Source organism: Palleronia pontilimi (genome assembly GCF_016412875.1).
GTDB classification, from domain to species: domain Bacteria; phylum Pseudomonadota; class Alphaproteobacteria; order Rhodobacterales; family Rhodobacteraceae; genus Palleronia; species Palleronia pontilimi.
This window is the reverse complement of record NZ_JAEKPD010000005.1, coordinates 179,536-206,509: the sequence shown is the minus strand read 5'-3', so window position 1 is coordinate 206,509 and position 26,974 is coordinate 179,536. Positions and strand designations below refer to the sequence as shown.

General features: G+C 68.3%; 29 protein-coding genes and 1 tRNA gene. 20 read left to right on the top strand and 10 right to left on the bottom strand.

What is annotated here, in order from left to right:
* Positions 1 to 36 precede the first annotated feature (36 nt).
* The 3 genes from folE2 to ILP92_RS06195 all read left to right on the top strand — a co-directional run bounded on the left by folE2 (position 37) and on the right by ILP92_RS06195 (position 3,260).
* On the top strand, positions 37 to 1,140 hold the full coding sequence (gene folE2, locus ILP92_RS06205; protein WP_198915496.1) for a GTP cyclohydrolase FolE2: 1,104 nt from the start codon (positions 37 to 39) through the stop codon (positions 1,138 to 1,140).
* A 63-nt stretch (positions 1,141 to 1,203) separates the two neighbouring features.
* Complete coding sequence (locus ILP92_RS06200; protein WP_198915495.1) at positions 1,204 to 1,782, top strand: DUF6151 family protein; 579 nt, start codon at positions 1,204 to 1,206, stop codon at positions 1,780 to 1,782.
* Between the two features lie 29 nt (positions 1,783 to 1,811).
* Positions 1,812 to 3,260 carry a TrkH family potassium uptake protein gene (locus tag ILP92_RS06195; protein ID WP_198915521.1) on the top strand — a complete coding sequence of 483 codons (1,449 nt, stop codon included), beginning with the start codon at positions 1,812 to 1,814 and terminating at the stop codon, positions 3,258 to 3,260.
* Between the two features lie 74 nt (positions 3,261 to 3,334).
* Here ILP92_RS06195 and ILP92_RS06190 read toward each other — a convergent pair whose 3' ends face one another.
* Positions 3,335 to 4,327 (bottom strand): P1 family peptidase, encoded by a 993-nt coding sequence (locus ILP92_RS06190; RefSeq protein ID WP_198915520.1) that lies wholly within the window; start codon positions 4,325 to 4,327, stop codon positions 3,335 to 3,337.
* Positions 4,328 to 4,476: 149 nt separating this feature from the next.
* Here ILP92_RS06190 and ILP92_RS06185 point away from each other — a divergent pair, with 149 nt between their 5' ends.
* The 10 genes from ILP92_RS06185 to ILP92_RS06140 all read left to right on the top strand — a co-directional run bounded on the left by ILP92_RS06185 (position 4,477) and on the right by ILP92_RS06140 (position 13,052).
* The gene (locus ILP92_RS06185; protein ID WP_438361546.1) at positions 4,477 to 5,688 is read left to right on the top strand and encodes an aminopeptidase P family protein; all 1,212 of its coding nucleotides are present in this window, start codon (positions 4,477 to 4,479) and stop codon (positions 5,686 to 5,688) included.
* A gap of 125 nt (positions 5,689 to 5,813) precedes the next feature.
* A complete protein-coding gene (locus tag ILP92_RS06180) occupies positions 5,814 to 6,890 on the top strand; it encodes a coiled-coil domain-containing protein (protein WP_198915493.1) in 1,077 nt (358 codons plus the stop codon).
* A gap of 79 nt (positions 6,891 to 6,969) precedes the next feature.
* Positions 6,970 to 7,110, top strand: a complete 141-nt coding sequence (locus ILP92_RS06175) for a hypothetical protein (RefSeq protein ID WP_198915492.1) — start codon at positions 6,970 to 6,972, stop codon at positions 7,108 to 7,110.
* 21 nt (positions 7,111 to 7,131) lie between these two features.
* Positions 7,132 to 8,268 (top strand): hypothetical protein, encoded by a 1,137-nt coding sequence (locus tag ILP92_RS06170; RefSeq protein ID WP_198915491.1) that lies wholly within the window; start codon positions 7,132 to 7,134, stop codon positions 8,266 to 8,268.
* A gap of 10 nt (positions 8,269 to 8,278) precedes the next feature.
* Positions 8,279 to 10,201: an AAA family ATPase gene (locus tag ILP92_RS06165; protein WP_198915490.1), complete on the top strand. Its 1,923-nt coding sequence runs from the start codon at positions 8,279 to 8,281 to the stop codon at positions 10,199 to 10,201.
* Positions 10,198 to 10,509, top strand: a complete 312-nt coding sequence (locus tag ILP92_RS06160) for a hypothetical protein (protein WP_198915489.1) — start codon at positions 10,198 to 10,200, stop codon at positions 10,507 to 10,509. The genes ILP92_RS06165 and ILP92_RS06160 overlap by 4 nt, the downstream gene beginning before the upstream one ends.
* Positions 10,506 to 10,799, top strand: coding sequence for a hypothetical protein (locus ILP92_RS06155; RefSeq protein WP_198915488.1), 294 nt, complete (start codon positions 10,506 to 10,508; stop codon positions 10,797 to 10,799). Before ILP92_RS06160 ends, ILP92_RS06155 begins: the two co-directional genes overlap by 4 nt.
* The gene (locus tag ILP92_RS06150) at positions 10,796 to 12,106 is read left to right on the top strand and encodes a DUF6638 family protein (protein WP_198915487.1); all 1,311 of its coding nucleotides are present in this window, start codon (positions 10,796 to 10,798) and stop codon (positions 12,104 to 12,106) included. Before ILP92_RS06155 ends, ILP92_RS06150 begins: the two co-directional genes overlap by 4 nt.
* Positions 12,107 to 12,118: 12 nt before the next feature.
* Entirely contained in the window at positions 12,119 to 12,385 is a 267-nt protein-coding gene (locus tag ILP92_RS06145; RefSeq protein ID WP_198915486.1) for a hypothetical protein, read from the top strand.
* A gap of 13 nt (positions 12,386 to 12,398) precedes the next feature.
* Entirely contained in the window at positions 12,399 to 13,052 is a 654-nt protein-coding gene (locus tag ILP92_RS06140) for a DUF1523 family protein (RefSeq protein ID WP_198915485.1), read from the top strand.
* A gap of 70 nt (positions 13,053 to 13,122) precedes the next feature.
* Here the strand turns inward: ILP92_RS06140 and rpe are convergent, their stop codons facing one another.
* The gene (rpe, locus tag ILP92_RS06135; RefSeq protein ID WP_198915484.1) at positions 13,123 to 13,803 is read right to left on the bottom strand and encodes a ribulose-phosphate 3-epimerase; all 681 of its coding nucleotides are present in this window, start codon (positions 13,801 to 13,803) and stop codon (positions 13,123 to 13,125) included.
* A gap of 130 nt (positions 13,804 to 13,933) precedes the next feature.
* On the opposite strand from rpe, the gene deoC reads away from it, so the two are divergent.
* Both deoC and ILP92_RS06125 read left to right on the top strand, forming a co-directional pair.
* The gene (gene deoC, locus ILP92_RS06130) at positions 13,934 to 14,908 is read left to right on the top strand and encodes a deoxyribose-phosphate aldolase (protein WP_198915483.1); all 975 of its coding nucleotides are present in this window, start codon (positions 13,934 to 13,936) and stop codon (positions 14,906 to 14,908) included.
* 45 nt (positions 14,909 to 14,953) lie between these two features.
* Positions 14,954 to 17,284, top strand: coding sequence for an aldehyde dehydrogenase family protein (locus ILP92_RS06125; RefSeq protein ID WP_198915482.1), 2,331 nt, complete (start codon positions 14,954 to 14,956; stop codon positions 17,282 to 17,284).
* Positions 17,285 to 17,324: 40 nt separating this feature from the next.
* Here ILP92_RS06125 and ILP92_RS06120 read toward each other — a convergent pair whose 3' ends face one another.
* The 3 genes from ILP92_RS06120 to ILP92_RS06110 are packed head-to-tail and all read right to left on the bottom strand — an operon-like array spanning position 17,325 to position 19,854.
* On the bottom strand, positions 17,325 to 18,080 hold the full coding sequence (locus ILP92_RS06120; protein WP_198915481.1) for a LamB/YcsF family protein: 756 nt from the start codon (positions 18,078 to 18,080) through the stop codon (positions 17,325 to 17,327).
* Positions 18,077 to 19,099, bottom strand: coding sequence for a 5-oxoprolinase subunit C family protein (locus ILP92_RS06115; protein WP_198915480.1), 1,023 nt, complete (start codon positions 19,097 to 19,099; stop codon positions 18,077 to 18,079). Before ILP92_RS06115 ends, ILP92_RS06120 begins: the two co-directional genes overlap by 4 nt.
* Entirely contained in the window at positions 19,096 to 19,854 is a 759-nt protein-coding gene (locus ILP92_RS06110) for a 5-oxoprolinase subunit B family protein (RefSeq protein ID WP_198915479.1), read from the bottom strand. The genes ILP92_RS06115 and ILP92_RS06110 overlap by 4 nt, the downstream gene beginning before the upstream one ends.
* Before the next feature lie 108 nt (positions 19,855 to 19,962).
* Here ILP92_RS06110 and ILP92_RS06105 point away from each other — a divergent pair, with 108 nt between their 5' ends.
* The 3 genes from ILP92_RS06105 (at position 19,963) to ILP92_RS06095 (ending at position 22,824) form a co-directional block, all read left to right on the top strand.
* Positions 19,963 to 20,931, top strand: coding sequence for a TRAP transporter substrate-binding protein (locus ILP92_RS06105; protein ID WP_198915478.1), 969 nt, complete (start codon positions 19,963 to 19,965; stop codon positions 20,929 to 20,931).
* Positions 20,932 to 20,998: 67 nt separating this feature from the next.
* A complete protein-coding gene (locus ILP92_RS06100) occupies positions 20,999 to 21,523 on the top strand; it encodes a TRAP transporter small permease (RefSeq protein ID WP_198915477.1) in 525 nt (174 codons plus the stop codon).
* Positions 21,523 to 22,824, top strand: a complete 1,302-nt coding sequence (locus ILP92_RS06095; RefSeq protein ID WP_198915476.1) for a TRAP transporter large permease — start codon at positions 21,523 to 21,525, stop codon at positions 22,822 to 22,824. The genes ILP92_RS06100 and ILP92_RS06095 overlap by 1 nt, the downstream gene beginning before the upstream one ends.
* A 54-nt stretch (positions 22,825 to 22,878) precedes the next feature.
* On the opposite strand, the gene ILP92_RS06090 is transcribed toward ILP92_RS06095, so the two are convergent.
* The 4 genes from ILP92_RS06090 to ILP92_RS06075 all read right to left on the bottom strand — a co-directional run bounded on the left by ILP92_RS06090 (position 22,879) and on the right by ILP92_RS06075 (position 24,828).
* Positions 22,879 to 23,394, bottom strand: a complete 516-nt coding sequence (locus ILP92_RS06090) for a winged helix DNA-binding protein (protein WP_198915475.1) — start codon at positions 23,392 to 23,394, stop codon at positions 22,879 to 22,881.
* Positions 23,395 to 23,598: 204 nt separating this feature from the next.
* Positions 23,599 to 24,141 carry a polyamine aminopropyltransferase gene (locus ILP92_RS06085; protein ID WP_235971159.1) on the bottom strand — a complete coding sequence of 181 codons (543 nt, stop codon included), beginning with the start codon at positions 24,139 to 24,141 and terminating at the stop codon, positions 23,599 to 23,601.
* 181 nt (positions 24,142 to 24,322) lie between these two features.
* Positions 24,323 to 24,398, bottom strand: a tRNA-Ala gene (locus ILP92_RS06080).
* A 97-nt stretch (positions 24,399 to 24,495) separates the two neighbouring features.
* The gene (locus ILP92_RS06075) at positions 24,496 to 24,828 is read right to left on the bottom strand and encodes a TIGR02300 family protein (protein ID WP_198915474.1); all 333 of its coding nucleotides are present in this window, start codon (positions 24,826 to 24,828) and stop codon (positions 24,496 to 24,498) included.
* A 121-nt stretch (positions 24,829 to 24,949) separates the two neighbouring features.
* Between ILP92_RS06075 and ILP92_RS06070 the strand changes: the two genes are divergently transcribed.
* Positions 24,950 to 25,642: a M48 family metallopeptidase gene (locus ILP92_RS06070; RefSeq protein ID WP_198915473.1), complete on the top strand. Its 693-nt coding sequence runs from the start codon at positions 24,950 to 24,952 to the stop codon at positions 25,640 to 25,642.
* Complete coding sequence (locus ILP92_RS06065) at positions 25,608 to 26,312, top strand: GntR family transcriptional regulator (protein ID WP_198915472.1); 705 nt, start codon at positions 25,608 to 25,610, stop codon at positions 26,310 to 26,312. The genes ILP92_RS06070 and ILP92_RS06065 overlap by 35 nt, the downstream gene beginning before the upstream one ends.
* Positions 26,313 to 26,417: 105 nt before the next feature.
* On the opposite strand, the gene thpR is transcribed toward ILP92_RS06065, so the two are convergent.
* The gene (thpR, locus tag ILP92_RS06060) at positions 26,418 to 26,960 is read right to left on the bottom strand and encodes an RNA 2',3'-cyclic phosphodiesterase (RefSeq protein WP_198915471.1); all 543 of its coding nucleotides are present in this window, start codon (positions 26,958 to 26,960) and stop codon (positions 26,418 to 26,420) included.
* Positions 26,961 to 26,974 lie beyond the last annotated feature (14 nt).

The following is a 26,974-nucleotide window of genomic DNA, read 5'->3' as shown; positions in this document are numbered from 1 at the left end:
GATTTTTGCGCCAACGTAAGAGACAGGTGGAGTTTCATGGACGGTCAAATTGTTGAATCCGGCGAAGATCTGAGCCGCCGAGAAGCCTACGAGCTTCTGGCGCAGCTGCGGGCCTGGGCCGAAAGTGCCGCGCCCGCGGATGTCGAGGCGCTGGACCCGGCCCTGCACTCGGTCCTGCTGGACGACGGCGCGAAGCCCTACCCGAAGCTGGCCAATGAGTATCGCGACGATTTCGTGGCCGATCCCGAATATCGCGCGACCCTGCCGGACTTGCAAAACGGGCCGACGTCGCTGATTTCGGGCGCGCGCCGCCTGATCCAGCACGTGGGCATCAGCAATTTCCGCCTGCCGCTGCGGGTGAAGACCCGCGATGGCGACGTGCTGACGCTCGAGACCAGCGTGACCGGCACCGTCAGCCTCGAGGCCGAGAAGAAGGGCATCAACATGTCGCGCATCATGCGCACCTTCTATCGCCGGGCCGAAGAAACTTTCAGCTTCGCGGTGATCGAAGCGGCGCTGGACGACTACAAGTCGGACCTGGACTCGTTCGACGCGCGCATCCAGATGCGGTTCTCCTTCCCGGTGAAGGTGGAAAGCCTGCGCTCGGGGCTGTCGGGCTACCAGTATTACGACTTCGCCCTGGAACTGGTGGAAGCCGAAGGCACGCGCCGCAAGATCATCCATATGGATTACGTCTATTCGTCGACCTGCCCGTGCTCGCTGGAGCTCAGCGAACACGCGCGCCGCACCCGCGGGCAATTGGCCACGCCGCATTCGCAGCGCTCGGTTGCGCGCATCTCGGTCGAGCTGAGCGAGGATGGCGATACCCTGTGGTTCGAGGACCTGATCGCGCTCTGCCGACGCGCCGTGCCGACCGAGACGCAGGTCATGGTCAAGCGCGAGGACGAGCAGGCCTTCGCCGAGCTCAACGCCGCCAACCCGATCTTCGTGGAAGATGCCGCGCGGCTCTTCGCCGAGCAGTTGCAGGCCGATCCGCGGATCGGCGATTTCCGGGTGGCGGCATCGCACCAGGAAAGCCTGCACAGCCACGACGCGGTCAGCATCCTGGTCGACGGCGAAACCTTCCGCCAGGACAGCATCGACCCGCGCGCCTTCGCGTCCTTGTTCCACGTCGGCTGAGCGACAAGCGCGGCTGACAGGGGCCATGACCCGTGCTAGCAGCGGGACCGGAGGTGCGCGACAATGCCTGACACTCGCTGGTCCTGCCGCTGCGACGCGGTTCAGATCGACGTGGCCGATGTGCCCTCGGGCGGTGTGCCCGCCATCTGCTATTGCACCGATTGCCGGGCGTTCGCGCGCCTGCACGACGCAACCGACGACATCGACCCGGCGGGCGGCGTGTCGCTCTATTCGACGACTCCGGACCGGCTGAAGATCGTCGACGGGGCCGACAAGCTGGCCTGCCAGCGGCTGACCGCCCGCGGCCCGCTGCGCTGGTTCACCACCTGTTGCGACACGCCTTTGGGCAATGGGGCGCCCCTGCGCGGCGTGCCGTTCTTTTCCGTGATGACGGCTGGGCTGGCGGATTACGACGCGCGGCCCGTGGCGCGGCTGCATCGCGGCTCGGCCTTGGGCAAGGTTCCGAAGCCCCACGGCAGCACCTACGCGCTGCTGGTCGGGGTGGCGCGTCGGGTGATCGCGGCCCGCCTGGGCGGCCGCTGGAAGGACACGCCGTTCTTCGACGACGACGGATCGCCCGTGGCCGACCCCGGCCGCCCGGACGCCGAGGCCATGCGCAAGGCCTACGGGACCGCGCCGTGAAGCTCGAAGCGCGTCGCCGCAGGACCAACCTGCTGGATATCCGGCCGGTCGCCTACGTGATCGGGCTGCTGGTCATGTGCCTCGGCGGCACGATGCTGGTGCCCTTCGCGGTGGACCTGCTGGTGGGCAACGGCGAGTGGGAGGTCTTCTTGCAATCGTCGGTCCTGACGGTGCTGGTGGGCGGGCTCGTCTCGATGGCCTGCGCCAGCGGCGATACCGGGCGGTTGGGGTTGCAGCAGACCTTCCTGCTGACGACCAGCGTCTGGGTCGCCTTGCCCATCTTCGGCGCGATCCCCTTCCTGATCGGACCGCTGGAAGCGTCGCTGGTCGATGCGGTGTTCGAGGCCACGTCGGGGCTGACCACGACCGGCTCGACGGTGTTTTCGGGGCTGCAGGACCTGCCCGAGGGCATCTTGCTGTGGCGCTCGATGATGCAGTGGTTCGGCGGCATCGGCATCATCGTCGTGGCTATGGTGTTCCTGCCCGAACTGCGCATCGGGGGCATGCAGATCTTCCGCACCGAAGCGTTCGACACGATGGGCAAGATCCTGCCCCGCGCCGCCGAGATCGCCAGCCAGATCAGCTGGATCTACGTGGTCATCACCTTCGCCTGCTTCCTGACCTACCGGGCGCTGGGGATGAGCGGCTTCGACGCGATCAACCACGCGCTGACGACCGTGTCCACGGGCGGCTTTTCGACGACGGATTCGTCGTTCGGCGCGTTCCAGGGGGCGCCGGAATATGCGGCGGCGCTGTTCATCCTGCTCGCGTCATTGCCCTTCGTGCGCTACATCCAGCTGATCGCCGGGACGGCGCGGCCGATCCTGTCGGACAGCCAGATCCATGCCTACTTTCTGATCGTCGGGGTCTCGACCGCGGTGCTGGCGGTGTTCCAGGTCATCGTCGACGAGCGCGGGCTCGAGGAATCCTTCCGTGAGGCGATCTTCAACGTCGCCTCGATCATATCGGGCACGGGCTATGCCAGCGTGAACTACCAGCTCTGGGGGCCGTTCGCGATGGTCGTGTTCTTCGTGCTGGGCCTGATCGGGGGATGCGCGGGATCGACCAGCTGCTCGGTCAAGGTGTTCCGCTACCAGATCCTGCTGAGCGCGATCCGGGTGCAGATCCTGCGCCTGCGCTCGCCCCATGGCATCTTCGCGCCGCGCTTCCAGGGACGGCGGGTCAGCGACGACGTGCTGAGCTCGGTCATGGCGTTCTTCGGCCTGTTCGTCGTGTCGCTGGGCATCCTGTCCGTGGCGCTGGGGTTGACGGGCCTGGACAGCGTGACCGCGCTGTCGGGGGCCGCGACGGCGCTGGGCAATGTGGGGCCGGGGCTGGGGCCGATCATCGGCCCGTCGGGCTTCTTCGGGCCGCTGAACGACACCGCGAAGTGGCTTTTGATCGCGGGGATGCTGGCGGGTCGGCTTGAATTGATGGCCGTCTACGTGCTCTTCACCGTCGCTTTCTGGAAAGTCTGACCGAAGGGGGGGGGGGGCGACGGAAATCTCGAGATTTCCGTGACGGATTTCTCGAGAAATCCGGCGCCGTCGCGTCAGGCGTGGCGATCCGACCAGCAGGGCGCGGCGTCGCCATGGGCCGGGGTCGCGTGGAACACCGCGCGGGCGATGGCGCGCGCGAGGCACGCCGCCGCCGCGTGGCCCAGTAGAAGCTGGCCCGCGTCGTCCGGGGCGGGCCGGGCGCGGGTGGACGCCGCGAAGACCAGGTCGCCATCGAAGGGCGTGTGGCTCGGCAGGATCGCGCGGGCCATGCCGTCATGGGCGGCCATGGCCATGCGCGTCGCCTGGGCCTTGCTCAGCGTGGCGTCGGTGGCAACGATGGCGATGGTCGTATGGGCGGATTTCAGCAGGTCGGGCAGGGGCAACTCGCCGGGGGCGGGGGGCAGGCCCTTGCCGCCGAACTCGTCCCCGCGCTCGAACGGGGCGGCCCAGAACTGGCCGGTATCGGGGTGGGCGACGCTGCCCACGGGGTTCGCCGCGACCAGCGCGCCCACGATGGTGCCATCCGCCAGCCGGGCCGAGGCACTTCCGATCCCGCCCTTCAGCGGCCCCGCGACGGCGCCCGTGCCCGCGCCGACACTGCCAAGCTCGAACCGTGTGTCCGCCGCGTCCAGCGCCTTGCCGCCAAGGGTGGGATACGGAGTGTCGAGCCATCCGTGATCGCCGCCCGCCGACAAATCGTAGAGGATCGCCGTGGGCACGATGGGCACGCGATGCCCGCCCACCGGAAAGCCGCGTCCCATCTTCCTGAGACCCGCCATCACGCCGTCGGCCGCCGACAGCCCGAAGGCCGATCCGCCTGACAGGACCAGCGCGTCCACGCGCTCGACCAGGTTCTCGGGCGCCAGAAGGGCGGTGTCGCGGCTGCCCGGCGCGCCGCCCATGATGTGCACGCCCGCACTCATCGGCGCGTCGGCCAGCAGCACGGTGACGCCCGATTTCAGGATGCCGTTCTGGGCATGACCGACGACAAGACCGGGCACGTCGGTGATCAGGTTCAGGGGGCCCGGCTGCGGGGAAACGGTCATCATGGGCGCCGATGGTGGCGCGGTGAGAAGCCCCTTGCAAGGGGCTTGGCCGGCACCCTAGACAGGCGGGACGAGCGGGACGATGGCGTCGTCCCTGGTGGCTCCGATCGGTCCTGAACGCCGGGACCCTTTGGTCAGGAGGCATGGACATGACCGATACCCGACAGGATTTCTACCGGTTCCACAACGGCGAGAAGGCGGTGCTGCCCTTCGCGTCCGACGAATACGACGCGCGGCTGGCGGGGCTGCGCGCGTCGATGCAGGCGGCCGGTGTCACGGCCTGCGTCCTGACCTCGATGCACAACATCGCCTATTACTCGGGGTTTCTCTATTGCGCCTTCGGGCGGCCCTACGGGCTGGTGGTCACGGCGACCGACAGCGTGGTCATCGGCGCGGGCATCGACGCGGGCCAGCCCTGGCGGCGCTGCCACGGCGACGCGATCACCTATAGCGACTGGCAGCGCAACAATTACTGGCGCGCGGTCGCCCACGTGGCCGGGACCGGCGGCCGCGTGGGGATCGAGGCCGATCACCTGACGCTGGCGCAGCGGGCGCTGCTCGACGATTTCCTGAAGCCGTCCGGCGTGACCGACATCGCCCCCGCCACTATGGCGCAGCGCATGGTCAAGTCGCTCGCCGAGATCGACCTGATCCGCGCGGGCGCCGCCGTGGCCGATGCGGGCGGCTACGCGATCCGCGACACGATCCGCGCGGGCCTGCGCGAGATCGACGTCGCCATGGCGGGACGCGACGCCATGGAGCTCGAGATCGCCACCCGCTTTCCCTACGCCGAGTATCGCGACACCTGGGTCTGGTTCCAGTCCGGCCCGAACACCGACGGCGCCCATAATCCCGTGACGGGCCGGGTCCTGCGGCACGGCGATATCCTGTCGCTGAACTGCTTTCCGATGATCTCGGGCTATTACACCGCGCTCGAGCGCACGCTCTTCGTGGGCGAGGTCGACGACGCGTCGCGCGCGGTCTGGGAGGCCAACGTCGCCACCCACGAATACGGCCTCTCGCTGATCCGGCCGGGGATCTCCTGCGCCGAGATCGCCCTGAAGCTGAACGATTTCCTGGCCGCGCGCGACCTGCTGCAATACCGCACCTTCGGCTACGGCCATTCCTTCGGCGTGCTGTCCCAATACTACGGCCGCGAGGCGGGTCTGGAGCTGCGCGAGGATATCGACACGGTGCTGGCGCCGGGCATGGTCGTCAGCATGGAGCCGATGCTGACCCTGCCCGAAGGCGCGCCCGGCGCGGGCGGCTACCGCGAACACGACATCCTGGTGGTGGGCGCGGACGGGGCCGAGAACATCACCGCCTATCCCTACGGGCCGGGCTTCAACGTGGTGGGCTGAGGGCCCACGCGCCCGCGGCGTCGGGGCCGAAGCCGTCGCGTCTTGGAATTGCCAAGGTCCCCTTATAACCTGATCTCAAACGCCTATGTAAAAGGCATAAACATTCCAGCGGGGACCCCGACGCCATGGCGGATTTCAACACCCAGATCGAACGCAGCAAGGCCGAGGTCAGCGAGGCGCAGGACAAGATCGCCGAGATCACCAGCCGGATCGAGACCGCGCGCCAGAAGATGGCGGCGGGCACCGATGTGAGCGTGGATATCGAAAACGCCACGCTGGAAGACGTCCACGCCCATACCGAGGCGATGAACGCCAATATCGCCGAGCTGATCATGGGGCTCGACGACGTGACCGCGGGCTTCAGCCAGGATTTCGAGGCGCTGCGCCAGAAGACCGGCTGGGAAAGCTTCGTGGGCATTTTCAGCGCCGGGAAAAGCGATTCCATGCGCGAAGAGCGGATGCGCCAGGCCAGCGTCGACGACAAGCTGCAGGACCTGATCGCCAAGTCCGACACCATCGTGCGCCTGCTGGAAGGCCAGCTTCAGGTCCTGAACGACCAGAAGGCCAAGGTCGAGGGCAACCTGACCGGCACGCTGGACGAGCGCGAGGCGACCGTGGAGGCGCTGGAAGCCGTGCGGGCCGAGATCGTGACCATGGATCCGGCGATCATCGAGCTGGAGAACAAGATTAGCGTCGAACAGGACGCCAGTGCGCGCACCAAGCTTGAATCGCAACTGGCCGAGATGAACAGCCGCTACAACGCGCTCGTTCAGGACGAGCAGGTGAAGCTGGCGAAGTCGCAGACGCTGGAGCGCTATATCGAGAAGGGCAAGACCTGGGTGGACAGCTTGCAGAACCAGGCGGCCACGCAGATGGTGCTGATCAACAAGCTGCAGACCGACACGAAGCAGCGCGTGGTGCTCTACGACGCGCTGACGAAGTCGCTGAAGACCGCGCAGCAGCAGGACACCGCCCACCGCATCAACGAGATCGGCGTCGAGACCGACAAGCAAGCTCAGACCGCCATGGCCGCGATCGGGTCGGCAACCAACGCGCGGATGGCCGAGATGCTCGAGGCGCACGAGGATCACATGGTCTTCGCGCGCAAGGTGCTCGAGCAGAAGGCGAAGGCCGACGAGCGCTTCGCGCGGCGCTTCGCCAAGATCGTCGAGAAGCACGACAGCAATCTTTACGGGGGCTGAGGTCGGTCCGGGTGCAGGCCGCCGGGGGGCCAGCCCCCCGGACCCCCCGGGATATTTGTGAAAAGATGAAGGAAGGGAAATGTTCGACCTGTTGCCTGACTTGGCACTGATCTTCTTCTTCGGAACCTTCCTTCTGTTTGCGGCCTCGGCTCTTGTCATTCTGGTGACCGGCGAGCCGTGTGGGGAAGTGGCGAATAGCGGCTGCCGGACACTTCCTTGAGCCAGACATGACAGGACCCAGATGACCGTGACGCAAGACGCCGATCCGACCCGCGAGCATGTCGGCATCACCGACACCTTCGCCGCGCGGCGTTACTTCGCCAAATTCCGCCGGATCACGGGGCACCTGGTCCGCGTGGCGGCCGAGATGGAGCGGGACCGGCTGCTGCGCCGCGACGAGGTGGCGATCCTGACGGGATATGTCGCGCGGCTGGCCAACACGTTCGAGGCGCTGGGCACCAAGTACCTGATGACCGGACGCGATGGGGGGACGTATCTGGGATCGCTGGCCATCGACCGGGTCGAGAGCGGCTTTCCCATTCACCGCGAGCTGTTGCAGATGGCGGCCGATGCCAGCCAGCTGGACCGTCACCTGTCGGGCACGCCCGGGCGCGCGCGGCTGATCGAGGAGATGATCGCGCGCATCGTGGGCGACCTGGAAATCCCCACGCGGCTGCAATTCACCATGTCCCAGCGGCTGTATTACGAAGCCCTTGCCAAGGGGAACCTGTTCTGGCCGCAGAACGACCCGGTGGCGCTGTGGCAGGGCGAGGGCGACGGGCGGCGGCGCTACCTGCTGCACTGGGCGATCTACGACAGCCAGGTGAACCTGCCGACCGTGTACCTGCTCGAGTTGGAAGACAGCGGACGGGTGGCGCTGCCCAAGGACGCCGCGCGCTGGGCCAGCGTGCAGGCGCACCTGGCGGCGCAATCGCTGGGCGGGCTGAAGCTGGTGACCATCGCCAGCGGCTTCGACACCGATTTCGACGACCTGCACCCCAAGCGGCTCAGGCGGCTGCATTTGGGGCCGATGTATTCCTCGGCCTTCACCCGCCAACACGGGCCCATCCGCGACGTTCTGGAAGCCGCGCGGGCGCCCGCGGGCGACGATTGGGCGCTGGCCTGGACCGTCGAGGACCTGCAGGCCGACCGGGTGCGCGAAGAGCGCAAGGGTTGGTTCGGCACGGTCGAGCGGCAGATCTTCGCGCTGGATCCGTTCGAAGGGCGGGGCGCCGAGACCGGGGCCACCGCCACGCGCCGCGCCGTGATCCTGCCGCAGCGCCCCTATCAGGCGCTGGCGGAATTGCAGCCCGCGGGCTTTCGCGACGTGACGAAATACGTGGTCTCGGCCGCCGGGTCGGTGATGAAGGCGCAGTAGGGGGACGGCGATGAGCCAGACGAGCGACCAGATGGAGCTGCGCGAACAGGACATCGTGGCTTATTACGCCGCCGCGCTGTCGATGCTGGAGGGCGTTGATCACGTGCCGCGCATTGCCAAGCCGCGTGAGCTGGCGGCGGCGCCCGAGCGTTCGCCCGGGATCGCGCGGGGGCGGCGGTTTCGTTCGACCACGCCGGGGCTGGTGACGCGGACCGTGGCGCGGGCCGAGGGCGTGCGGCTGATCGATCGGATCGAGGGTCTGGACGACGACGCGCTGCCCACGGCCGAAGAGGCCCGCGTGCTGCAGGGCTTGCGCCGGGCGCTGGCGATCGCGCTGGCCGTGGGCGCGCAGTTCTCGGAAGTGACTGGCCTCGATGCGCTGAAGCGCGACAACCTGGCGGGCACGCTGGCGGCGGCGTCCCGGACCGAGTTCACCGAGCTTCTGGCGGCCGAGGCGCTGGCGGTGCTCGGGGTCTTCGCCAACGCGACCGCGTTCCTTCTGGGCGATTTGGCGGGCGAGGCGACTGTCGAGCTGGGGGAAGTGCAGGAAATCCTGACCGAGAACGCGCCACTGGCGCTGCACGGCGCGATCTGGGAGCTGGACCAGGACTTGGCGCTGCACGGGCAGCTTGTGCCGACCGTGCTGGCCTTCGCCGAGCAGCTGATGGCGAAGGTCGCCCTGCGGGCGCAGAACGCGCCGCGGCTGGGGGCGTTCACCGACGCGCATTGGCGGGTGGAGGCCGACGACCTGTCGATCCGCGGCTTCGAGCCGTCGCGCAAGGGCCATGGCGGCACGCTGTCCATGGCGTTCAAGAAGCCCAACGAAGTGGTGGGCAACCACATCGCCAAGTACCAGGCGATGAAGCTGGCCAAGATGATCATGGCCTACGATTTCGACCGAAAGCTGAACCCCTTCGCCGAACTCGGCGGCTTCATCTTCACCTTCATGGGCGACGGTGCGCCGGGCACCGGCAAGACCACGCTAATCCAGATGATGGCCGGGCTGATCCACGATTACGCCCAGGTGGCGGGCTACCCGTTCCGATACCAGAATTTCAGCATCGACCAGATCGACAGCTACCAGGGCAAGTCGGGCCAGAACGCGCGGGCCTTCGTGGACAACGTGCTGGACCCGTCGGTGATCGGCTTCGGCACCATCGACGATATCGACCAGATCGCGGGAAAGCGCGGCGACCGGCAGTCCAGCGCGGGCCAGCAGGAGGTCACGGCCGTCTTCATGGAGGCCTTCGCGGGCGCCAACACGGTCGTGCGCGGCAATTGCACCTTCGGGATGTTTTCCAACTTCCCCGAAAACGTCGACGACGCGCTGCGCCAGCGGGCGGGCGCGCGGTTCCTGGTGGACGGGCCGCAGACGCGCGCGGATTACATCGACATCCTGGGCCTGTTGCTGGGCCGCGGCCACGACATTCCGCTGGGCGATCACGACTACATGGCCGCGCAAGAGATCAAGACCGCCGTCGCGGCCAGCTTCGCGTCGCATGGTCGGCCCAGCGAGGATGGGCTGGTCGCCGTGTGGGAGCGGATGGAGGCGCGAGTGGGATCGCTCGACACCATCGCCAAGCTGGGCAGCTACCTCAAGGCGATCCAGGAGGCGGATCCGCGCTTCACGGGCCGCGCGATCAAGAACATCACCGACGCGGTGAAGGTGCGCGCCCTGGATGTGGAGCTGCCGGACGCCTGGATGGAGGACCCCGACCTGTTCTTGTGGAAGCCCTACGACGCCAAGATGGCGATGCTGCGCGAGATGACGCAGCCCATTACCGTCGACATGGTGCTGCAAGAGATAAACCGTTACGCCGACAGCGAATTCCGCTATGCCGACAAGTCCGACGAGGTCGCGATCGAAGGTGCCGTGCGCGACATGGAACGCATGGAAGAAGCCAAGCGGCGCTATATGGAACGGAACCGATGAGCCTTATGGCCCTTGTCACGATCTGCGCCGTCATGGGCGGCTTGGCGAGCGTCGTTCTGATGCCGCGCGCGACCATGCGGGGTGGCTTCGGCGTCGCGCTGCTCAGCGGTTTCGGTGTCGTGGTGATCGCCGGGTTCATCGCGTCCCTGTCGCTCTGGCTGCTCGTCGGACTGGTGGGCGAGGAGGACGCGACGGCCACGTTCGCCACCTGGATCCAAAGCGCCCAAGCGCTGGACTGGGCGATTTTCGCGCTGCACCTGGGCCTGGCCGTCGTCCTGTCGCTGTCCCTGCGCAAGGGGCGGCGGTGAACGTCCTTTGGGATATCGCGCTGCCGGTGGCGGGGATGGCGGCGCTGGGCGTCGCCGCGCCATACCTTTGGGCGCGTCTCTTGCCCGAGGGCGTGGGCGGGCTGGTGGCCAATTTCGCCCTGTCGGTGGTCACCTGCGCGGCCGCGGCCGGGCTGTGGCGCTTCGGGCTGAGCGCGCCGGGCTGGGGCGCGATGCTGCGGTGGGAAGCCATGACGGCGATCATCTGGGGCCCTTGCGTCCTGCTGGCGGTGGCGCAGCAGCCCGGGCGCTGGAAGGACGTGACGTGGTGAGGCGCCTGATTGAAAGCGGGCTGATGTTCGGCGGCATGGTCCACGTGGACAGCCCGGTGCTGGTCGAGCGCTACAACCGGGCGCTCGAGCGGCTGATCGGCAAGCGCACGAAGTTGGACGATTTCCACATCGACCTGTCCGGATTCGCGCCGGAGATTGGCGACGAGTTGCAGAATCCGAACTATCTGAATGCCAACGGGTGCAACCGCCAGTTCATCTTGCTCGGCGTCGAGCAGAAGCGCGCACCGCTTCTGAACATGACCTTTTCCAGTGCGCGGCCGATCCTGCGGGACTGGATCGAGGCGAACGAGGCGGCGCTGTTCGCGCTGACCGCGCGCGACGCGGTGGTGGGCGAGCTGGTCAATTCCGTCTTCGACGTCTCGACGCCGTCGGACCTGCTCGATATCCGCCAGATCACGGTCGAGGCCGACACCACCGATGCCCACGTGGCCGACGCCGCGGCGCTGGCGGATCGGATCGAGCGGTTCCGGACCGAGCCGGACGCCTGGCTCGACGACGTTCTGATCGCCGAGATGATCGGGCTGGCGAAGCGGACCGGCGATGTGACGCGCACGCCGATCGAGCTGCAGCAGGGGCGCGTGGCCCACGGCAATTTCTGGACCCGTCTCTTCGGCGGCGCCTACGTGTTCGCCACCGTGCCGAAGCCCTTCATCGTGGCGCGCGCACCGGACGGCTTCCGGGCCGACCCGGCGCTGGGCTGCGACGTGCTTGGGCTGGACGATGCGGTGGAGATCGCGCGGGCGCTGCGCGAAAACGGGCTGAGCCAGGCGATCGTCGGCGCGCCCGGCGTCGATGCGGCCGCCATCCTGCGCCAGAAGATGGCGTTCATCCTCGTGGATGCGGCCGCCACGCGCGAGATGGACCTGCACGGCACGGACCTTGCCGATCTGCGCGGGCTTGCGCGCAAGATGGGTAGCGGCTTGCCCGAGGCCTTCGCCGGTCTGGCCGAACTGGTGCGCTACGTGGAAACGGGGGGCACCTGGCCGCAGATCTCGCCCGTGCACCCGGCCTATTTTTACGCGCTGCGCGGCCAGCCGGGACCCGACCGGGACGTGGTGAACATGCTGCTGGCCGAACTGACGCCGCTGGACCCGCTTCAGCTCTTCATCTGCCACAAGGAACTGTTCTACGCGACCTATCGCGGCTGGTCGGCCCCGCGCCAGGCGCTGATTGCCGATTATCTGCAGCGTGCTTACATGTCCGACAAGCCAGCCATGCGGGAAACCTTGTTCGGGGACGCCGAAGAGGCAGCGCCCGCGCCACGCCGCCCGGGCCCTTGGGGATAAGGAGGTCGGTCCATGCTGTTCGCCATCGCCCGTCTGATCCTGGGGGCCGCCGTCATCCTGGGCGTTCTGTACCTGCTGGTGTCGATCTATGCCCGCTCGCTCAGGCGCGAGGCGCTGGAAAAGGAATGGGCCCGGGAAGAGCGCGCCATCGCCCGCGATGCCTACGTGAAGCGCGGCATGGTCGAATACGACAAGTCGCTGAAGCGGCGCGCGCTTTTGCTGATCTTCATCGTGCCGCCCGTCGTGGTCGGCGTCATGGCCTACATGATCAACACCTGAAAGGACGGCCCCCATGCGATACGTGAAGTGGACCCTGATCGTCGGCTGGCTGCTGGTCGTCTTCGCGGTGCTGCACTACACGCTGCCCCAGCACGACGTGGTGCGGATCGTCAACACCGAGATCCGGCGCATGGATTTCGGCGAGAACTCGATCTTCTGGGCGTCCGAGGACGTGGGCACCGACGGCACCACCGTGAACCGCGACATCCGCTTTATCGAGGCGGTGCGCCCCGACGGGCGGCCCTCGGTCTATCGCAACGAGGATACCGGCTGGGGCTGGCCGCCTTACCTCAAGCTCGATTCGTCGAACCTGCAGGCCGAGGCGGCGGACCTGATCTCGACCCGCGACGCGCCGATCTGGGTGGCGATCACCCATTACGGCTGGCGGTCGCAACTGCTGACGATCTTCCCGAACGCGGTGGGGGTCGAGCGTGTCGACGGCCCCGACGTGAAGTTCATCCCCTGGCTCAACATCGTGATCCTGACGACGCTGGCGCTGCTCTGCCTGCTCTTCTGGCGCATGTGGGTGCAGTTCCGCGAACGCACCATCGACCCGCTGGTGGGACAAGCGTCCGAGACCTGGGACGGGGTCGAGCTGCGCGCGCAGGAAAAGCGGCGGATCTGGCGGCGCTGGCTCGACACCTGGAAGCGCAAGGACCGCCGCTAGGGGCGGTTTGCCCGGCGGAAAGGGCGCCGCATTTCTCGAGAAATGCGTGACGGAATTCTTGAGAATTCCGCTACGCCCAGACGCCCTGTGCCGCGTCGCGGATGGCCTTGATATTGGCGGCGTAGGGTGCGGGGTCGTCGACCGATCCGCCGCGGAACACCGCCGAGCCCGCGACCAGCACGTCCGCCCCCGCCTGCACCACCTTGGGCGCCGTGGTGGGATCGACGCCGCCGTCGATCTCGATATGCACCGGACGGTCGCCGATCATCCGTTTGAGCTCGGCGATCTTCGGGGTCATGTCGAGAAAGCTCTGCCCCCCGAAGCCCGGGTTCACCGTCATCACGCAGACCAGGTCCACGAGGTCGAGCACATGCGCCACCGCGCTTGCGGGCGTGCCGGGGTTCAGCGCCACGCCCGGCCGCATCCCCGCCGCGCGGATCGCCTGCAGCGTGCGGTGGATATGGGGCCCGGCCTCCACGTGGGCGGTCAAAATGTCGGCGCCCGCATCGGCGAAGGCGTCGATATAGGGATCCACGGGCGCGATCATCAGGTGCACGTCCATGGTGCCGGTGACGTGCGGGCGGATGGCCTTCGCCGTCGCCGGTCCGAAGCTCAGGTTGGGCACGAAATGCCCGTCCATGACATCGACGTGGATCCAGTCCGCGCCCGCATTCTGCACCGCGCGGCACTCGGCGCCGAAATTGGCGAAATCGGCGGCAAGGATCGACGGGGCGATCAGGATATCGGGCATGGCGGGCACCTCGTGGTCAGCGGTTCGGGGGGGATATAGGCCGGATCCACACGGGTCGAAAGGGCCGTCGCGGAATGCTTGCGAGCGGCTGCCCAAGGTGCGACCATCCCGCCCTCAAGGAGAGCCCGCAATGCCCGACCCCGCCATCCGCCTGCACGACGCCCCCGCGCGCAATCCCGGCCTGCCGTTCGATCTGGACCGGGTGCATGCGGTGCAGGCCAACACCTCGGCCATCGAACGCCGCGCGGCCACGCTGCCGGGGCGGCGCACGGTCAAGAAGGACTGGCAGGCGGCGTGGTTGCTGCGCGCGATCACCTGCATCGACCTGACGACGCTGGCGGGCGACGACACGCCCGGCCGCGTGCGCCGCCTTTGCGCCAAGGCCCGCCAGCCGGTGCGGCCCGACCTGCTGGACGCGATGGGGATGGGGCCGATCACGGTGGGGGCGGTCTGCGTCTATCACGACATGATCGACACGGCGCTGCGCGCGCTGGAGGGCTCGGGCATCCCGGTGGCCGCCGTTTCCACCGGCTTTCCCGCGGGCCTGTCGCCGTTCCCCCTGCGGGTGCGCGAGATCGAGGAGAGCGTGAAGGCGGGTGCGTCCGAGATCGACATCGTGATCTCGCGCCGCCACGTGCTGACCGGCAACTGGCAGGCGCTCTACGACGAGATGCGCGCCTTCCGCGAGGCCTGCGGCGCGGCGCACGTGAAGGCGATCCTGGCCACGGGCGAGCTGGGCAGCCTGCGCAACGTGGCCCGCGCGTCCCATGTCTGCATGATGGGCGGCGCCGATTTCATCAAGACCTCGACCGGCAAGGAGAGCGTGAACGCCACGCTGCCGGTGAGCCTGGTCATGGTGCGCGCGATCCGCGACTACCAGCGCCAGACGGGCGTCAAGATCGGCTACAAGCCCGCGGGCGGGATCTCGAAGGCGAAGGACGCGCTGGTCTACCTGGCGCTCATGAAGGAAGAGCTGGGCGACGACTGGCTGCGAAACGACTTGTTTCGTTTCGGCGCGTCGTCGCTGCTGGGCGATATCGAGCGGCAGTTGGAGCATCACGTCGCGGGTCGTTACTCGGCGGCGCACCGGCATCCGGCGTCGTGAGCGTGGCGAGCGGTCCGCCGTGGATATTTGGAAAAAGGTGAAGAGATGAGCGTGGCCGAGATATACGAGACCATGGCCTATGGACCCGCGCCGGAAAGCGACGCCGAGGCGCTGGACTGGATCGCCGGGCATGGCGGGCGGTTCGGGCTTTTCATCGACGGCGCATTCGGGGATCCGGGCGCGATGTTCGACACCCGCAATCCCGCCACGGGCGCGGTGCTGGCGCAGGTGACGCAGGCCAGCGGCGCGGACGTGGCGGCGGCAGTGGCGGCGGCGCGCAGGGCGCAGCCGGGCTGGGAGAAGCTGGGCGGGCCGGGGCGGGCCAAGGTGCTCTATGCGCTGGCGCGGCTGGTGCAGAAGCAGGCGCGGCTGTTTGCGGTGCTGGAGAGCCTGGACAGCGGCAAGCCGATCCGCGAGGCGCGCGATATCGACGTGGGCCTGGTGGCGCGGCATTTCTATTTTCACGCAGGCCTGGCGCAGCTGATGGAGGACGAGTTGCCGGGCGCGCGGGCGCTTGGCGTCTGCGGCCAGGTGATCCCGTGGAACTTCCCGCTGCTGATGCTGGCCTGGAAGGTCGCGCCCGCTTTGGCCATGGGCAACACGGTCGTTCTGAAGCCCGCCGAGTGGACGCCGCTGACGGCGCTGGCCTTCGCGGACCTGTCGCGTCAGGCGGGGCTGCCCAAGGGCGTGCTGAACATCGTCACCGGCGACGGGGCCGTGGGCGAGGCGGTTGTGGCCGCGGACGTGGACAAGGTGGCCTTCACCGGCTCGACCGAGGTGGGCAAGGCGATCCGGCGCGCGATAGCCGGAAGCGGCAAGGCGCTGACGCTGGAGCTGGGGGGCAAGTCGCCCTTCATCGTGTTCGACGATGCCGATCTCGATTCGGCGGTCGAGGGGATCGTGGACGCGATCTGGTTCAACGGCGGGCAGGTCTGCTGCGCGGGCTCGCGGCTGTTGATCCAGGAAGGGATCGCCGACGATTTCCACGACCGGCTGCGCGCCCGCATGGCGAAGCTGCGGGTGGGCGACCCGCTGGACAAGTGCATCGACATGGGCGCGATCGTGGACCCGCTGCAGAAGGGCCGCATTGAGGCGATGGTCGCGGGTTGCGGCGGCGAGGTGACGCAGGGCGACGCGCCCCAGGGGTGCTTCTATCCGCCGACGCTGATCACGGGGCTCGAGCCCGCCGATCCGCTGATGCAGGACGAGATCTTTGGCCCGGTGCTGGTGGGCACGACCTTCCGCACTCCATCCGAGGCCGTGAGCCTGGCCAACAACTCGCGCTACGGGCTGGCGGCGACGGTCTGGACCGAGAACGTGAACCTGGCGCTGGACATCGCGCCGAAGCTGGCCGCCGGGATCGTCTGGGTGAACGGCACCAACATGATGGACGCGGCGGCGGGTTTCGGCGGGGTGCGTGAAAGCGGGTTCGGGCGCGAAGGCGGCTGGGAAGGTTTGCGGGCCTATGTGAAGGGGCCGGACGCGAAGACTCTGAAGCCGGTCGCGGCGGTGGCGGCGCCGGACAAGGCCGTGGTCGAAGCCATCGACCGGACGGCGAAGTTGTATATCGGCGGCAAGCAGGCGCGGCCCGACGGCGGCTATTCGCGCCCGGTCTGGTCGCCCAAGGGGGCGCTGCTGGGCCATGTGGGACTGGCCAACCGCAAGGACCTGCGCAACGCGGTCGAGGCGGCGCGGGGCGCGGCGGCATGGTCGCGGACCAGCAGGCATTTGCGGGCGCAGATCCTTTATTACGTGGCCGAGAACCTGTCGGCGCGGGCGGACGAGTTCGCGCGCCGCATCGGCGACATGACGGGGGCGAAGGCGAAGGACGCGGAGGCCGAGGTGAGTGCGTCGGTCGAGCGGCTGTTCACCTGGGCGGCCTGGGCCGACAAGTACGACGGCCGTGCGAAGGGCGTGCCGATCCGGGGCGTGGCGCTGGCGATGAACGAGCCGGTGGGCGTGATCGGGCAATTCGCGCCGGACGAGGCGCCGCTGCTGGGGCTGGTGTCGGTGGTGGCGCCCGCCCTGGCCATGGGCAACCGGGTGGTGACCGTGGCCTCGGGCGCCTATCCGCTGGCGGCGACGGATTTCTACCAGGTGCTCGACACGTCGGACGTGCCGGGCGGGGTGGTGAACATCCTGACGGGCGACGCGGTGGGGCTGGCGGCGCAGATGGGCGGACATATGGACGTGGACGCGGTGTGGTCGTTCTCATCCGCCGATATCTCCGCGGATATAGAGCGCGAATCGGCCCATAACCTGAAGCGGACCTGGGTGAACCAGGGCCGGGCGCGGGACTGGGGCGATGCGGCGGCGCAGGATTTCCTGGCGCAGTCGACCGAGGTGAAAACGGTCTGGATCCCTTACGGCGAGTGACGCGTGGCGCGAATTTTCGGCGAAAATTCGGGTCCTTGGCTCAGAACTTCGCGATGGTGATGCCGTCGCTTTCCAGACGGGCGCGCAGCGTCTTGGCGGCGGCCACCGCCGAGGGCTCGTCGCCGTGCAGGCAGATCGTGTCGATGCGGGCGGGAAGCTCCTTGCCCGAGGCGGCGATGATCGCGCCTTGGCGCACCATCTGGCTGATCCGCTCGGCCGCCTCGTCGGCATCGGTGACCATCGCGCCGGGCTGGCCGCGCGCGATCAGCGTTCCGTCGTCGTTGTAGCCGCGATCGGCGAAGATCTCGCAGGCCATGTTGGCGCCAAGCGCTTCGGCCGCGTCCTGCATCGGGGTCGCGGCGAGCACCATGAGGATGATGTCGGGGTCGACCTGCAACGCGGCGTCATAGGCGCGGCGGGCCATTTCGCCATCGACCATCGCCATGTTCGACAGCGCGCCGTGCAGCTTCAGGTGCCGGACATGCCCGCCCGCGGCCCGCGCCATGGCCTGCGCGGCACCCAGCTGGTACTGGACCAGGTGCGCCACCTCGTCGTGGCCAAGGGTCATCTTGCGCCGCCCGAAGCCCTGCAGGTCGGGAAAGCCCGGATGCGCGCCGATGCCCACGTCGTTGCGCACCGCGCGCGCCATCGTCGCGGCCATCACGTCCGGGTCGCCCGCGTGGAAGCCGCAGGCGATGTTGGCCGAGGTGATCACGTCCAGCAGCGCGTCGTCGTCGCCCATCTTCCACGGGCCGAAGCCTTCGCCCATATCCGCGTTCAGATCGACCGAGGTCATGCGAGCTCTCCCTTCTCGTTGGTGCCTGCGGTCACGCCCGAGATCAGCTGGTAGCTGCCCAGGTCGCGCATCTCGCGCGGGTCGCGGACCAGCGGGCGCACGGATTTCTTCAGCGCCTTCAGCAGGTCGTCTTCGCTTTTGTGCAGATCGGTCGCCTGGTCGCGGTCGATGAAGCGGAAGGTCAGCTCGGCGCCCGCCGCGGCCTGCGCGGCTTTGGGCAGGTCATCGGGCAGCACGCTGCCGATGCGGGGATAGCCGCCAGTGGTCTGGCATTCGGGCAGCAGGATATAGGGCGTGCCTTCGCCGGTCATCTGGATGTCGCCGGGCACGATGACTTCCGACACGATGCCCAGCTGGTCGGCGATGGCGAAGGGCGCGCCGTCGTGGTTCAGGCGCACGCCCTGGCGGTTGCCGCGCTGGTCGCGGGTGAAGGTCGTCGTCTCGAACCGGTCGATATCGTCCTGCGAGAACAGCGCGGTATGGGTCGAGGCCAAGACGCGGACCTGGCCGCCCTTGAACCGGTCCGCCACGTCGACGACCCGTTCGACCGGGCCGGACTGGTCGTCTTTCAGCGGCAGCTCGGTGCCCGTTTCGGGGATCAGGCCGAGCTTCAGCGACAGGTGGGTGGCGCGGCTGCCCATGATCGGATCGGTCTGGATACCGCCGCCCAGGTGCAGGTAGGACCAGACGCCGCCCTTGCCGGGACCAAGGGTCAGGGTCTGGCCCGGCTTCAGGCGGTGCGAGGCGTGCCAGGTGACGCTTTCGCCGTCGATCTGGGCGCGCAGGGGCGCGCCGGTCAGCGCGATGCGGCTGGGCGCGTCGACGTTGAAGGTGCCGCCCATGGCGGTCATCTCGAGCGCGGCGCAATCGGGCGACTGGTCCAGCAGGGCGGCCCCTTCCAGCAGCGCCAGCCGGTCCGCGGCGCCGCCGCGCGACAGGCCCTGGGCCAGGAGCCCGCGGCGGCCCAAGTCCTGAATGGACGCGCCGGGGCCGATCTTCTTGATGGTGAGCGTGGTCATCGGATGTCCTCCGCGGTGGCGCCCGCCAGGGGCTCGGCGGCCAGCCGGTCGAGCTCGTCGCGCGAGACGGGGCGCAGCTGCACCTCGTCGCCGGGGGCGAGGGCTATGGGGCGGTCGGGGTCGTCGGGGCGGAAGGCCTTGAAGCGCGACATGCCGATCTGCCGCCAGCCCGTGGGCCCGGAGGTGGCGAAGACGATGACTTGGCGCACGGCGGTGACGACCGCGCCTTCCTTCACGGTCGGGGTCAGGTCCTTCTGGCGCGCCAGGTCCCAGTGCTCGGGCAGGGCGCCCAGATAGGCCTGCCCGGGCGCGTAGCCCAGCGCGTAGGCGCGCAGCGGTTCGGCGCAGATCTGCTTCACGGCCTGCTCGACGCTGACGCCCGCAAGCTCGGCCGCGTCGGCCAGTTGCGGGGCATGGTCGCCTTCGAAGGACGCCGGAATGGTCCAGAGCGTGCGGTTCGCGGGCAGGTCTTCGGCCAGCCAGTCGCGATCCGCCAGAATTTCGCGCAGGCGTGCCTGCAAATCGGACGGCGACAGCTGGCCGGGCTCGAAGGACACGAAGGCCGAGCAGAGCGAGCTTGCCGTTTCGGTCACGCCTTGCCAGTTTTCCGCGTCGATGGCGGCGCGGAAGGCCAGCGCGGCGCGGTTGGCGGCGTCGTCCATGGCGTCGCCGAAGGTGACGAGCATGCCGTCGAGGCCAAGGGGTGTCAGGCGGGGCGGATCGGGACGCTCGAAGCTGGAGGCGGCAAGGGGCATGGCAGTGCCTTTCGGATGCGATGAGTTACGTTGACAAAACACCGATAAATTGTCAACGTGTCTGAAATAACGATCATGAAAATCGATGACACCATCAGGAGAGACCAAATGACCCATATCCGCAACGTCGTTTTCGCCACCGGGCTGGCCGTCGCCGCCACGCCCGCACTGGCCGAGACCTGGGATTTCGCCACGCCCTACGGCGACGGCATCTTCCACACCGACAACATCCGCCAGTTCACCGAAGAGGTCACGGCGGCCACCGATGGCGGGCTGGAGTTCACCATCCATTCGGCCGGCTCGCTGTTCCCCCATGCCGAGATCAAGGGCGCCGTGCGCTCGATGCAGGTGCCCATCGGCGAGTTCTTCCTGTCGCGCCTGTCGAACGAAGACGCGGCCTATGGCCTTGATTCGCAGCCCTTCGTCGCCACGTCCTACGAGCAGGCGCAGGCGCTGTGGGAAGCGCAAGAGCCCGTCATCACCGAGCTTCTGGCCGCCGAGAACCTGATGCCGCTCTTTTCCGTGCCGTGGCCCGCGCAGGGGCTTTACACCAACGGCGAGATCGCGACCGTGGACGACCTGAACGGCCTGCGTTTCCGCGCCTACAACGCGCAGCTGGAAGAGTTCGCGCAGCTGGCCGGTGCCGCCCCCGTGCAGGTCGAGGCGCCCGACATTCCGCAGGCCTTCAGCACGGGCCAGGTCGAAGCGATGATCACGTCGCCGTCCACCGGGGCGGATTCGAAGGCATGGGATTTCCTGACCCATTATTCGCCGATCAACGCCTGGATCCCGAAGAACATCGTCGTGGTGAACCAGCGCGCCTTCGACCGGCTGCCCGAGGATCAGCAGCAGGCCGTCCTGGACGCCGCTGCCGCCGCTGAGACGCGCGGCTGGGAAATGTCCATGGCCGAGGCGGAGGCGAAGACTAAGGAGATGGCCGATAACGGCATCATCGTCTACGAGCCCAGCGACGAGCTGATCAGCGGCCTGCAGGCGATCGGTGACGACATGCTGGAAAGCTGGAATGCCAGCGCCAGCGACGAGGCCAAGCAGATCCTGAGCGATTTCCGGGGCTGAGGCTTTCCATCAAACACCGCCCCGTGCAGGTCTTGCGCGGGGCTTTTTACTATGAAGGGGCAGGGCGATGCGGCGGTTTCTGGATAGTCTTTACAGCGGCGCCGGATGGCTGGCGGCGCTGTCGATCCTGAGCATTTGCGCGGTGGTCACGGCGCAGGTGGGCCTGAACATCGCGTCGCGCCTGGGCGGGCCGCAGGCGAACCTGACGATCCCGTCCTACGCCGATTTCGCGGGCTTCGCGCTGGCGGCCGCCACCTTCCTGGCGGCCGCGTCGACCCTGCGCCACGGGGTGCATATCCGCGTGAACCTGCTGGTGCAGCGGTTCCCCCGGGCCATGATGTGGGTCAGCGAGATCCTGGTGCTGGTCGTGGGCATCGGCATGGTCGGGATCGCGACCTACTGGACCGCTATGCTGGTGGGCGAAAGCTGGCATTACGGCGACCAGTCCACCGGCATCATCGCGATCCCGCTGTGGATCCCGCAGGTGCCCATGGTGGCGGGGCTGGGGCTGCTGCTGGTGGCGCTGATCGACACCCTGGTCGAGGCGCTGCGCACGCGGCGTCCCGTCCTGATCGACGCGGGAGAAGCCTGATGTCCGATCCCGCCATCTTCGCGCTGCTCTTCGGCCTGTTGATCGGTCTGCTGGCCATGGGCCTGTGGGTCGCGCTGGCGCTGATGGTCATGGCCTTCGTCGCCATGGCCTTTTTCACCAACGCGCCCGAGGGGCTGGTGCTGGCCACGACGCTGTGGGGCCATTCGCACAGTTGGCCGCTGGCGGCCCTGCCGCTGTTCATTCTGATGGGCGAGATCCTGCTGCGATCTAGGCTGTCCGAGGATATGTTTTCCGGCTTGGCCCCGTGGCTGGGCCGCGCGCCGGGGCGGCTGCTGCATGTCAACATCCTGGGCTGCGCGATCTTCGCCGCCGTGTCGGGCTCGTCCGCGGCGACGGCGGCGACCATCGGCAAGATGAGCGTGCCCGAGCTGAAGGGCCGCGGTTATCCCGAAAGCCTGATCCTGGGCACGCTGGCGGGCAGCGCCACGCTGGGCCTGCTGATCCCGCCGTCGATCATCCTGATCGTCTATGGCGTGGCGACCGAGCAGAGCATCGCGCGGCTGTTCGTGGCGGGGATCCTGCCGGGGCTGATGCTGGTGGGCTTGTTCGCGGGCTACGTCGCGGTGCGGGCGCTGCTGGACCGCGACCTGATTCCGGTCGAGGCGACGGATTTCTCGCTGATGGAAAAGCTGCGCGCGTCGCGGCGGCTGGTGCCGGTGGTGCTGCTGATCGCGGGCGTCATCGGGTCGATCTATACCGGCATCGCGTCGCCCACGGACGCCGCGGCGGTGGGCGTGTTCCTGGCGTTGGTGCTGGCGTCCATGACGTCGAGCTTCGGGTGGTCCGAGTTCAAGGATGCGCTGATGGGGGCCACGCGCACGTCGTGCATGATCGCCTTCATCCTGCTGGGGGCGGCGTTCCTGTCGATCTCGATGGGGTTCACGGGCATCCCGCGCAACCTGGCGGCGTGGATCGGCGCGTTCGAGCTGTCGCCCTATGCGCTGCTGGCGGCACTGACGGTGTTCTTCATCGTGCTGGGCTGTTTTCTGGACGGGATTTCCATCGTGGTGCTGACCACGTCGATCATCCTGCCCATGGTCGAGGCGGCGGGGATCGACCGGCTGTGGTTCGGCATCTACCTGGTGCTGGTGGTCGAGATGAGCCAGATCACGCCGCCGGTGGGCTTCAACCTGTTCGTCATCCAGGGGCTGACCGGGATCGACATCCTGCGGGTGGCGAAAGCGGCGCTGCCGTTCTTTGCGCTGCTGGTGCTGGGGGCTGCCCTGATCACGGTGTTCCCGGGCATCGTCACGGTGTTACCGAACGCCATGGGCAATTGAGCGGGCAAGATTATCCCTGATAATCTTTGCCAGAAAATCCCCGATTTTCTGTGCCTAGAGGGACGCGGCCGCGCGGCTGGCCTGGTCGAACTGGCCCGACAGGCTGCGCAGAAGGGCCGCGGCGTCGCGCAGGGCGGCGCCGTCCACCCCGCCGCCGGGCAAGGCCTGCAGCAAGCATTGCTGGCGCAGCGTGCGGTAGCGGGCGCACAGATCGCGGCCCGTATCCGAGGTCGTGTAGAAGACTTCCTTGCCGCGTTTCTCGGCCGTCAGAAGCGCGAGCTTCACCAGCTTGCGCAGCGCGTAGGTGACGGTGTGGGTGTCCTCGATATTCAGAAGGAAGCAGATATCGGACACGCGCTTGGCCCGGTCGCGGTGGTTGGCGTTGTGCAGCACCAGGATTTCCAGCGCGCTCAGGTCCGGCTGGCCCGCCGCGGCCATGCATTTCGTCATCCAGCGATAAAAGGCGTTGTGGGCGACAATCAGCCCGTATTCCAGCTCGGACATCTCCCACATCTCGCCCTCGGCCAGGTGGCGGGACGAGACGATGCGGCGCGTGTCGGGTTCGGACATGACAACCTCTACAACCTTTGACTGACGAATTACTGATAACTTATCAACGTATCCGCGCGGAATCGAGCCTTACGCCGCGCGTTTTGCAAGCCAGATCGTGTGTTTCGCCCCGCGCTTGCTGCGCCCCGCGCGGTGGGTTTCCACCTGCACGTCGAATTTCGCAGCCCGAAGGCGCGCGGTGAAGGACGGCGCGGGATGGGCCGATCAGATGGCAAGCACGCCGCCCGGGCGCAGCGCGCGGCGGGCGGCACCGAGCCCCGCATCGGAATAAAGCGCGTCGTTGCCCGCCCGCGTCAGGCCGTCGGGCCCGTTGTCCACGTCGAGCAGGATGGCGTCGAACGCCGCATCCGCCGCCCGGATGATGCGCGCCACATCGTCGATCCGAAGATCCACGCGCGGATCGTCAAGGCAGTCGCCGAACACGGGGGCCAGGGGGCCGCGCGCCCAGTCGGCAAGCTCGCCCACGATCTCGGCGACGGTCAGCGTGGCGTCGGGGCCCAGAGCATCCTGCGCGGCGCGCAGGGTGAAGCCCATCCCGAGGCCGCCGATCAGCAGGTGGGGCGCGGCCCGTCCGTCCAGCGTGGCGATGCTGCGGGTGGCCAGCGCTTCTTCCGAGCCGCCGAGGCGGGAGTTCATCAGCTCGTTCCCGCCGGTCAGGCGGATCGAGAACTCGTCGCCGCGGCGCAACAGGCGCAGCGTGTCGCCATCGGGCGTTCGCCCATCGGCGAGGGGGATCCAGGGAAGCATCTCGTCTGCCTATCGCGGCGGGCGCGGAAAGTGCAAGCGGGGCGCGCCTCTGCGAACGCGCCCGCGTGTGGCCGGGGGGATGGAACGGTGTCGGGTGTGGAGATATCGGCGCCATCCGCGCGGATCTTCGCCATGGCGCGGAAGGGCCGCGTCGGCGGTGCAGATCATCAAACGGGGAGATTGGTGGACCCTAGCGGGATCGAACCGCTGACCTCCTGCATGCCATGCAGGCGCTCTACCATCTGAGCTAAGGGCCCGTGGCGCGGGAGGCCCGCGCGATGTGCCGCGTCTCTAATCGGCGTCTGCGCGGGGTTCAAGCGGAAAAACGCCCGCCCCGCGCGCCGCCGCGATCCGTCAGCTGTCGTCGTCTTCGGACGGCACGTCGGCGATATCGTCGAGCGACACGTTGTCGTCGTCGTCATCGTCTTCCAGCACGTCGTCGCCCAGATCCACGTCGGTCGAGTCGTCGTCATCGTCCAGGATGACGTCTTCCTCTTCGTCGGTCTGATCCTTCTTGGCGGATTCCTTGTCGGCCTTGTCGGCCACCATGGTGCGGCTGCCTTTGCCGGTGTCGAGTTGCACGACCTCGCCGGTATAGGGGCTGACGACCGGATCGGCGTTGAGGTCGTAGAAGCGCTTGCCGGTGGTCGGGCAGACGCGCTTGGTTCCCCATTCTTCCTTGGGCATGGATGACCCTTTCGTCTGGTCTGGTATCGTGAAAACAGGCTGCCACCTGCCACAGGCCGCGATGGGTGTCAAAGGCTTTCGCGGACTGGTGCGGGCGGGTGCGATTGGCTAGGGATGGCATATGGGACAGGCGCGCGAAAGCTGCAAGACCTTGCCCGGCGATCCGCCGGTGGAGCTGGTGTTGCGCCGGTCGGCGCGGGCGCGGCGGATCACGCTGCGGGTGTCGTCGCTGGACGGCCGGGTGACGCTGTCCTTGCCGCGCGGCGTGTCCGAGCGGGCGGGGCTGGCCTTCGCCGAAGAACGCTCGGACTGGATCCGGTCACATCTGTCGAAACGGGCGCCCGGGCGGGGCGTCGCGCTGGGCGGCGTGGTACCGGTCCTGGGGGCGCCGCGCGAGGTCGTCGAGGGCGCGCCCGGACTGGGGCCGGATGTCCTGCGGGTGCGGGCCGCCCGCCCCGTCGGCCCCCAGGTCCAGGCCGTGGTGAAAGAGGCGGCGCGCGGGGCGCTGGTCGCCGCCTCGGGTCGGTATGCCGCCGCGATCGGGCGGGTGCCGGGGCGGATCACCCTGCGCGACACGCGTTCGCGCTGGGGCTCGTGTTCGTGGCAGGGCAACCTCAACTATTCGTGGCGCCTGGCGCTGGCCCCGTTCGACGTGCTGGATTACGTGGCGGCGCACGAGGTCGCGCACCTGGCGCATATGGACCATTCGCCCGCCTTCTGGTCGGTGGTGACGCGGCTTTGTCCCGACTGGAAGGCCCACCGGGCCTGGCTGCGCACCCATGGCGGTGATCTGCACGCCTGGCAGTTCGGCTGAAAGTGGCGCGGTGCTGATCCAGAGCCGCCCCGAGGCGGGCCAGGGCCAGGCGGCCCATGACCGGGTCTACCGCGTGCTGCGGACCCAGATCATGCATGGCGAGCTGGCGCCGGGTGCGGCGCTGACGCTGCGCGGCATCGGGCGGCAGTTCGGCGTGTCGATGACCCCCGCGCGCGAGGCGGCGCGGCGGCTGGTGGCCGAAGGGGCGCTGACCCTGTCGCCGTCGGGCCGGGTGACGACGCCGGACCTGTCGCCCGACCGGATCGAGGAGCTGGCGGCCTTGCGCGCGCTGATCGAGGTCGAGCTGGCCAGCCGCGCCCTGCCGCGCGCCCACGGGGCGATGATCGAGCGGATGCGCGCCGTGAACACGCTGATCGCGGAAGCGGTGGCGAAGGGTGACGCGGTGGAATACCTGCGCCGCAACCTGGAATTCCACCGGATGCTGTACCTGCGCGCGCAGGCCCCGGCGATGCTGGCCATGGCCGAGACGGTCTGGCTGCAGCTGGGACCCACCATGCGGGCGCTTTATGGGCGGATGAACCGCACCGCGCCGCCGCGGGGCCATGTGGGGATCATCGCGGCGCTCGAGGCCGGCGACGAGCCGGGTCTGCGCCTAGCGGTGCGCAGCGACGTGACCCACGGGCTGCGGATGATCCTGGCAGGCGACTGAGCCGCTTTGGCAGGTATCGTCGCGCCCGGGGCAGGCGGCGTGCCGGGATATTTGGAAGAACAAAGATGGGGAACGCGGGTGCGGGCCGGAGGTGCCGCGGGCGGGTCAGATCAGGTCGTGGCTTTGCAGCGCGTCGTATCGCGGTCCGTCCGGCGTGAGCGTGGACTGGTAGAGCGTCAGCTTGGTGGCGGGCGTCGGCGGGTGGGACCAGTCGCCATGGGCCTGCAGGAAGCGCCCGAGCCGGGCGTGCTCGTCGGGGGCCATGGTGTTGGGGAATCGCGCCAGCGTGATGTGGGGGACGAAACGGCGATGGGGCAGGATGACGCCCGCGCGCCGGATCAGCGTCGTGACCTTCGACTGCAGGTAGTTGAGGGCCGGGTTGGGCATGATCGCCGCACGCAGGCTGCGGGGCCTTGCGCTGCCGAAGGTGGCCACGCCCCGCGCGTCCAGCGCGAGGGGTGCTGTGCGCAGCATTTCCAGGTCGAGCGCCAGGTCGTCGAGCGGCTGCGGCTTGATGTCCGGCACGAAGGCGAGCGTCAGGTGCAGGTCGTCTTCGGGGACGAGGCGGCCGGTCTTCAGGTGGTCCTGCAGCCGCGACAGGGCGTCGATCAGGTCGTCCGACAGGTCGAGGGCCACGAAGATGCGCATGCGTGGCCCCCGAC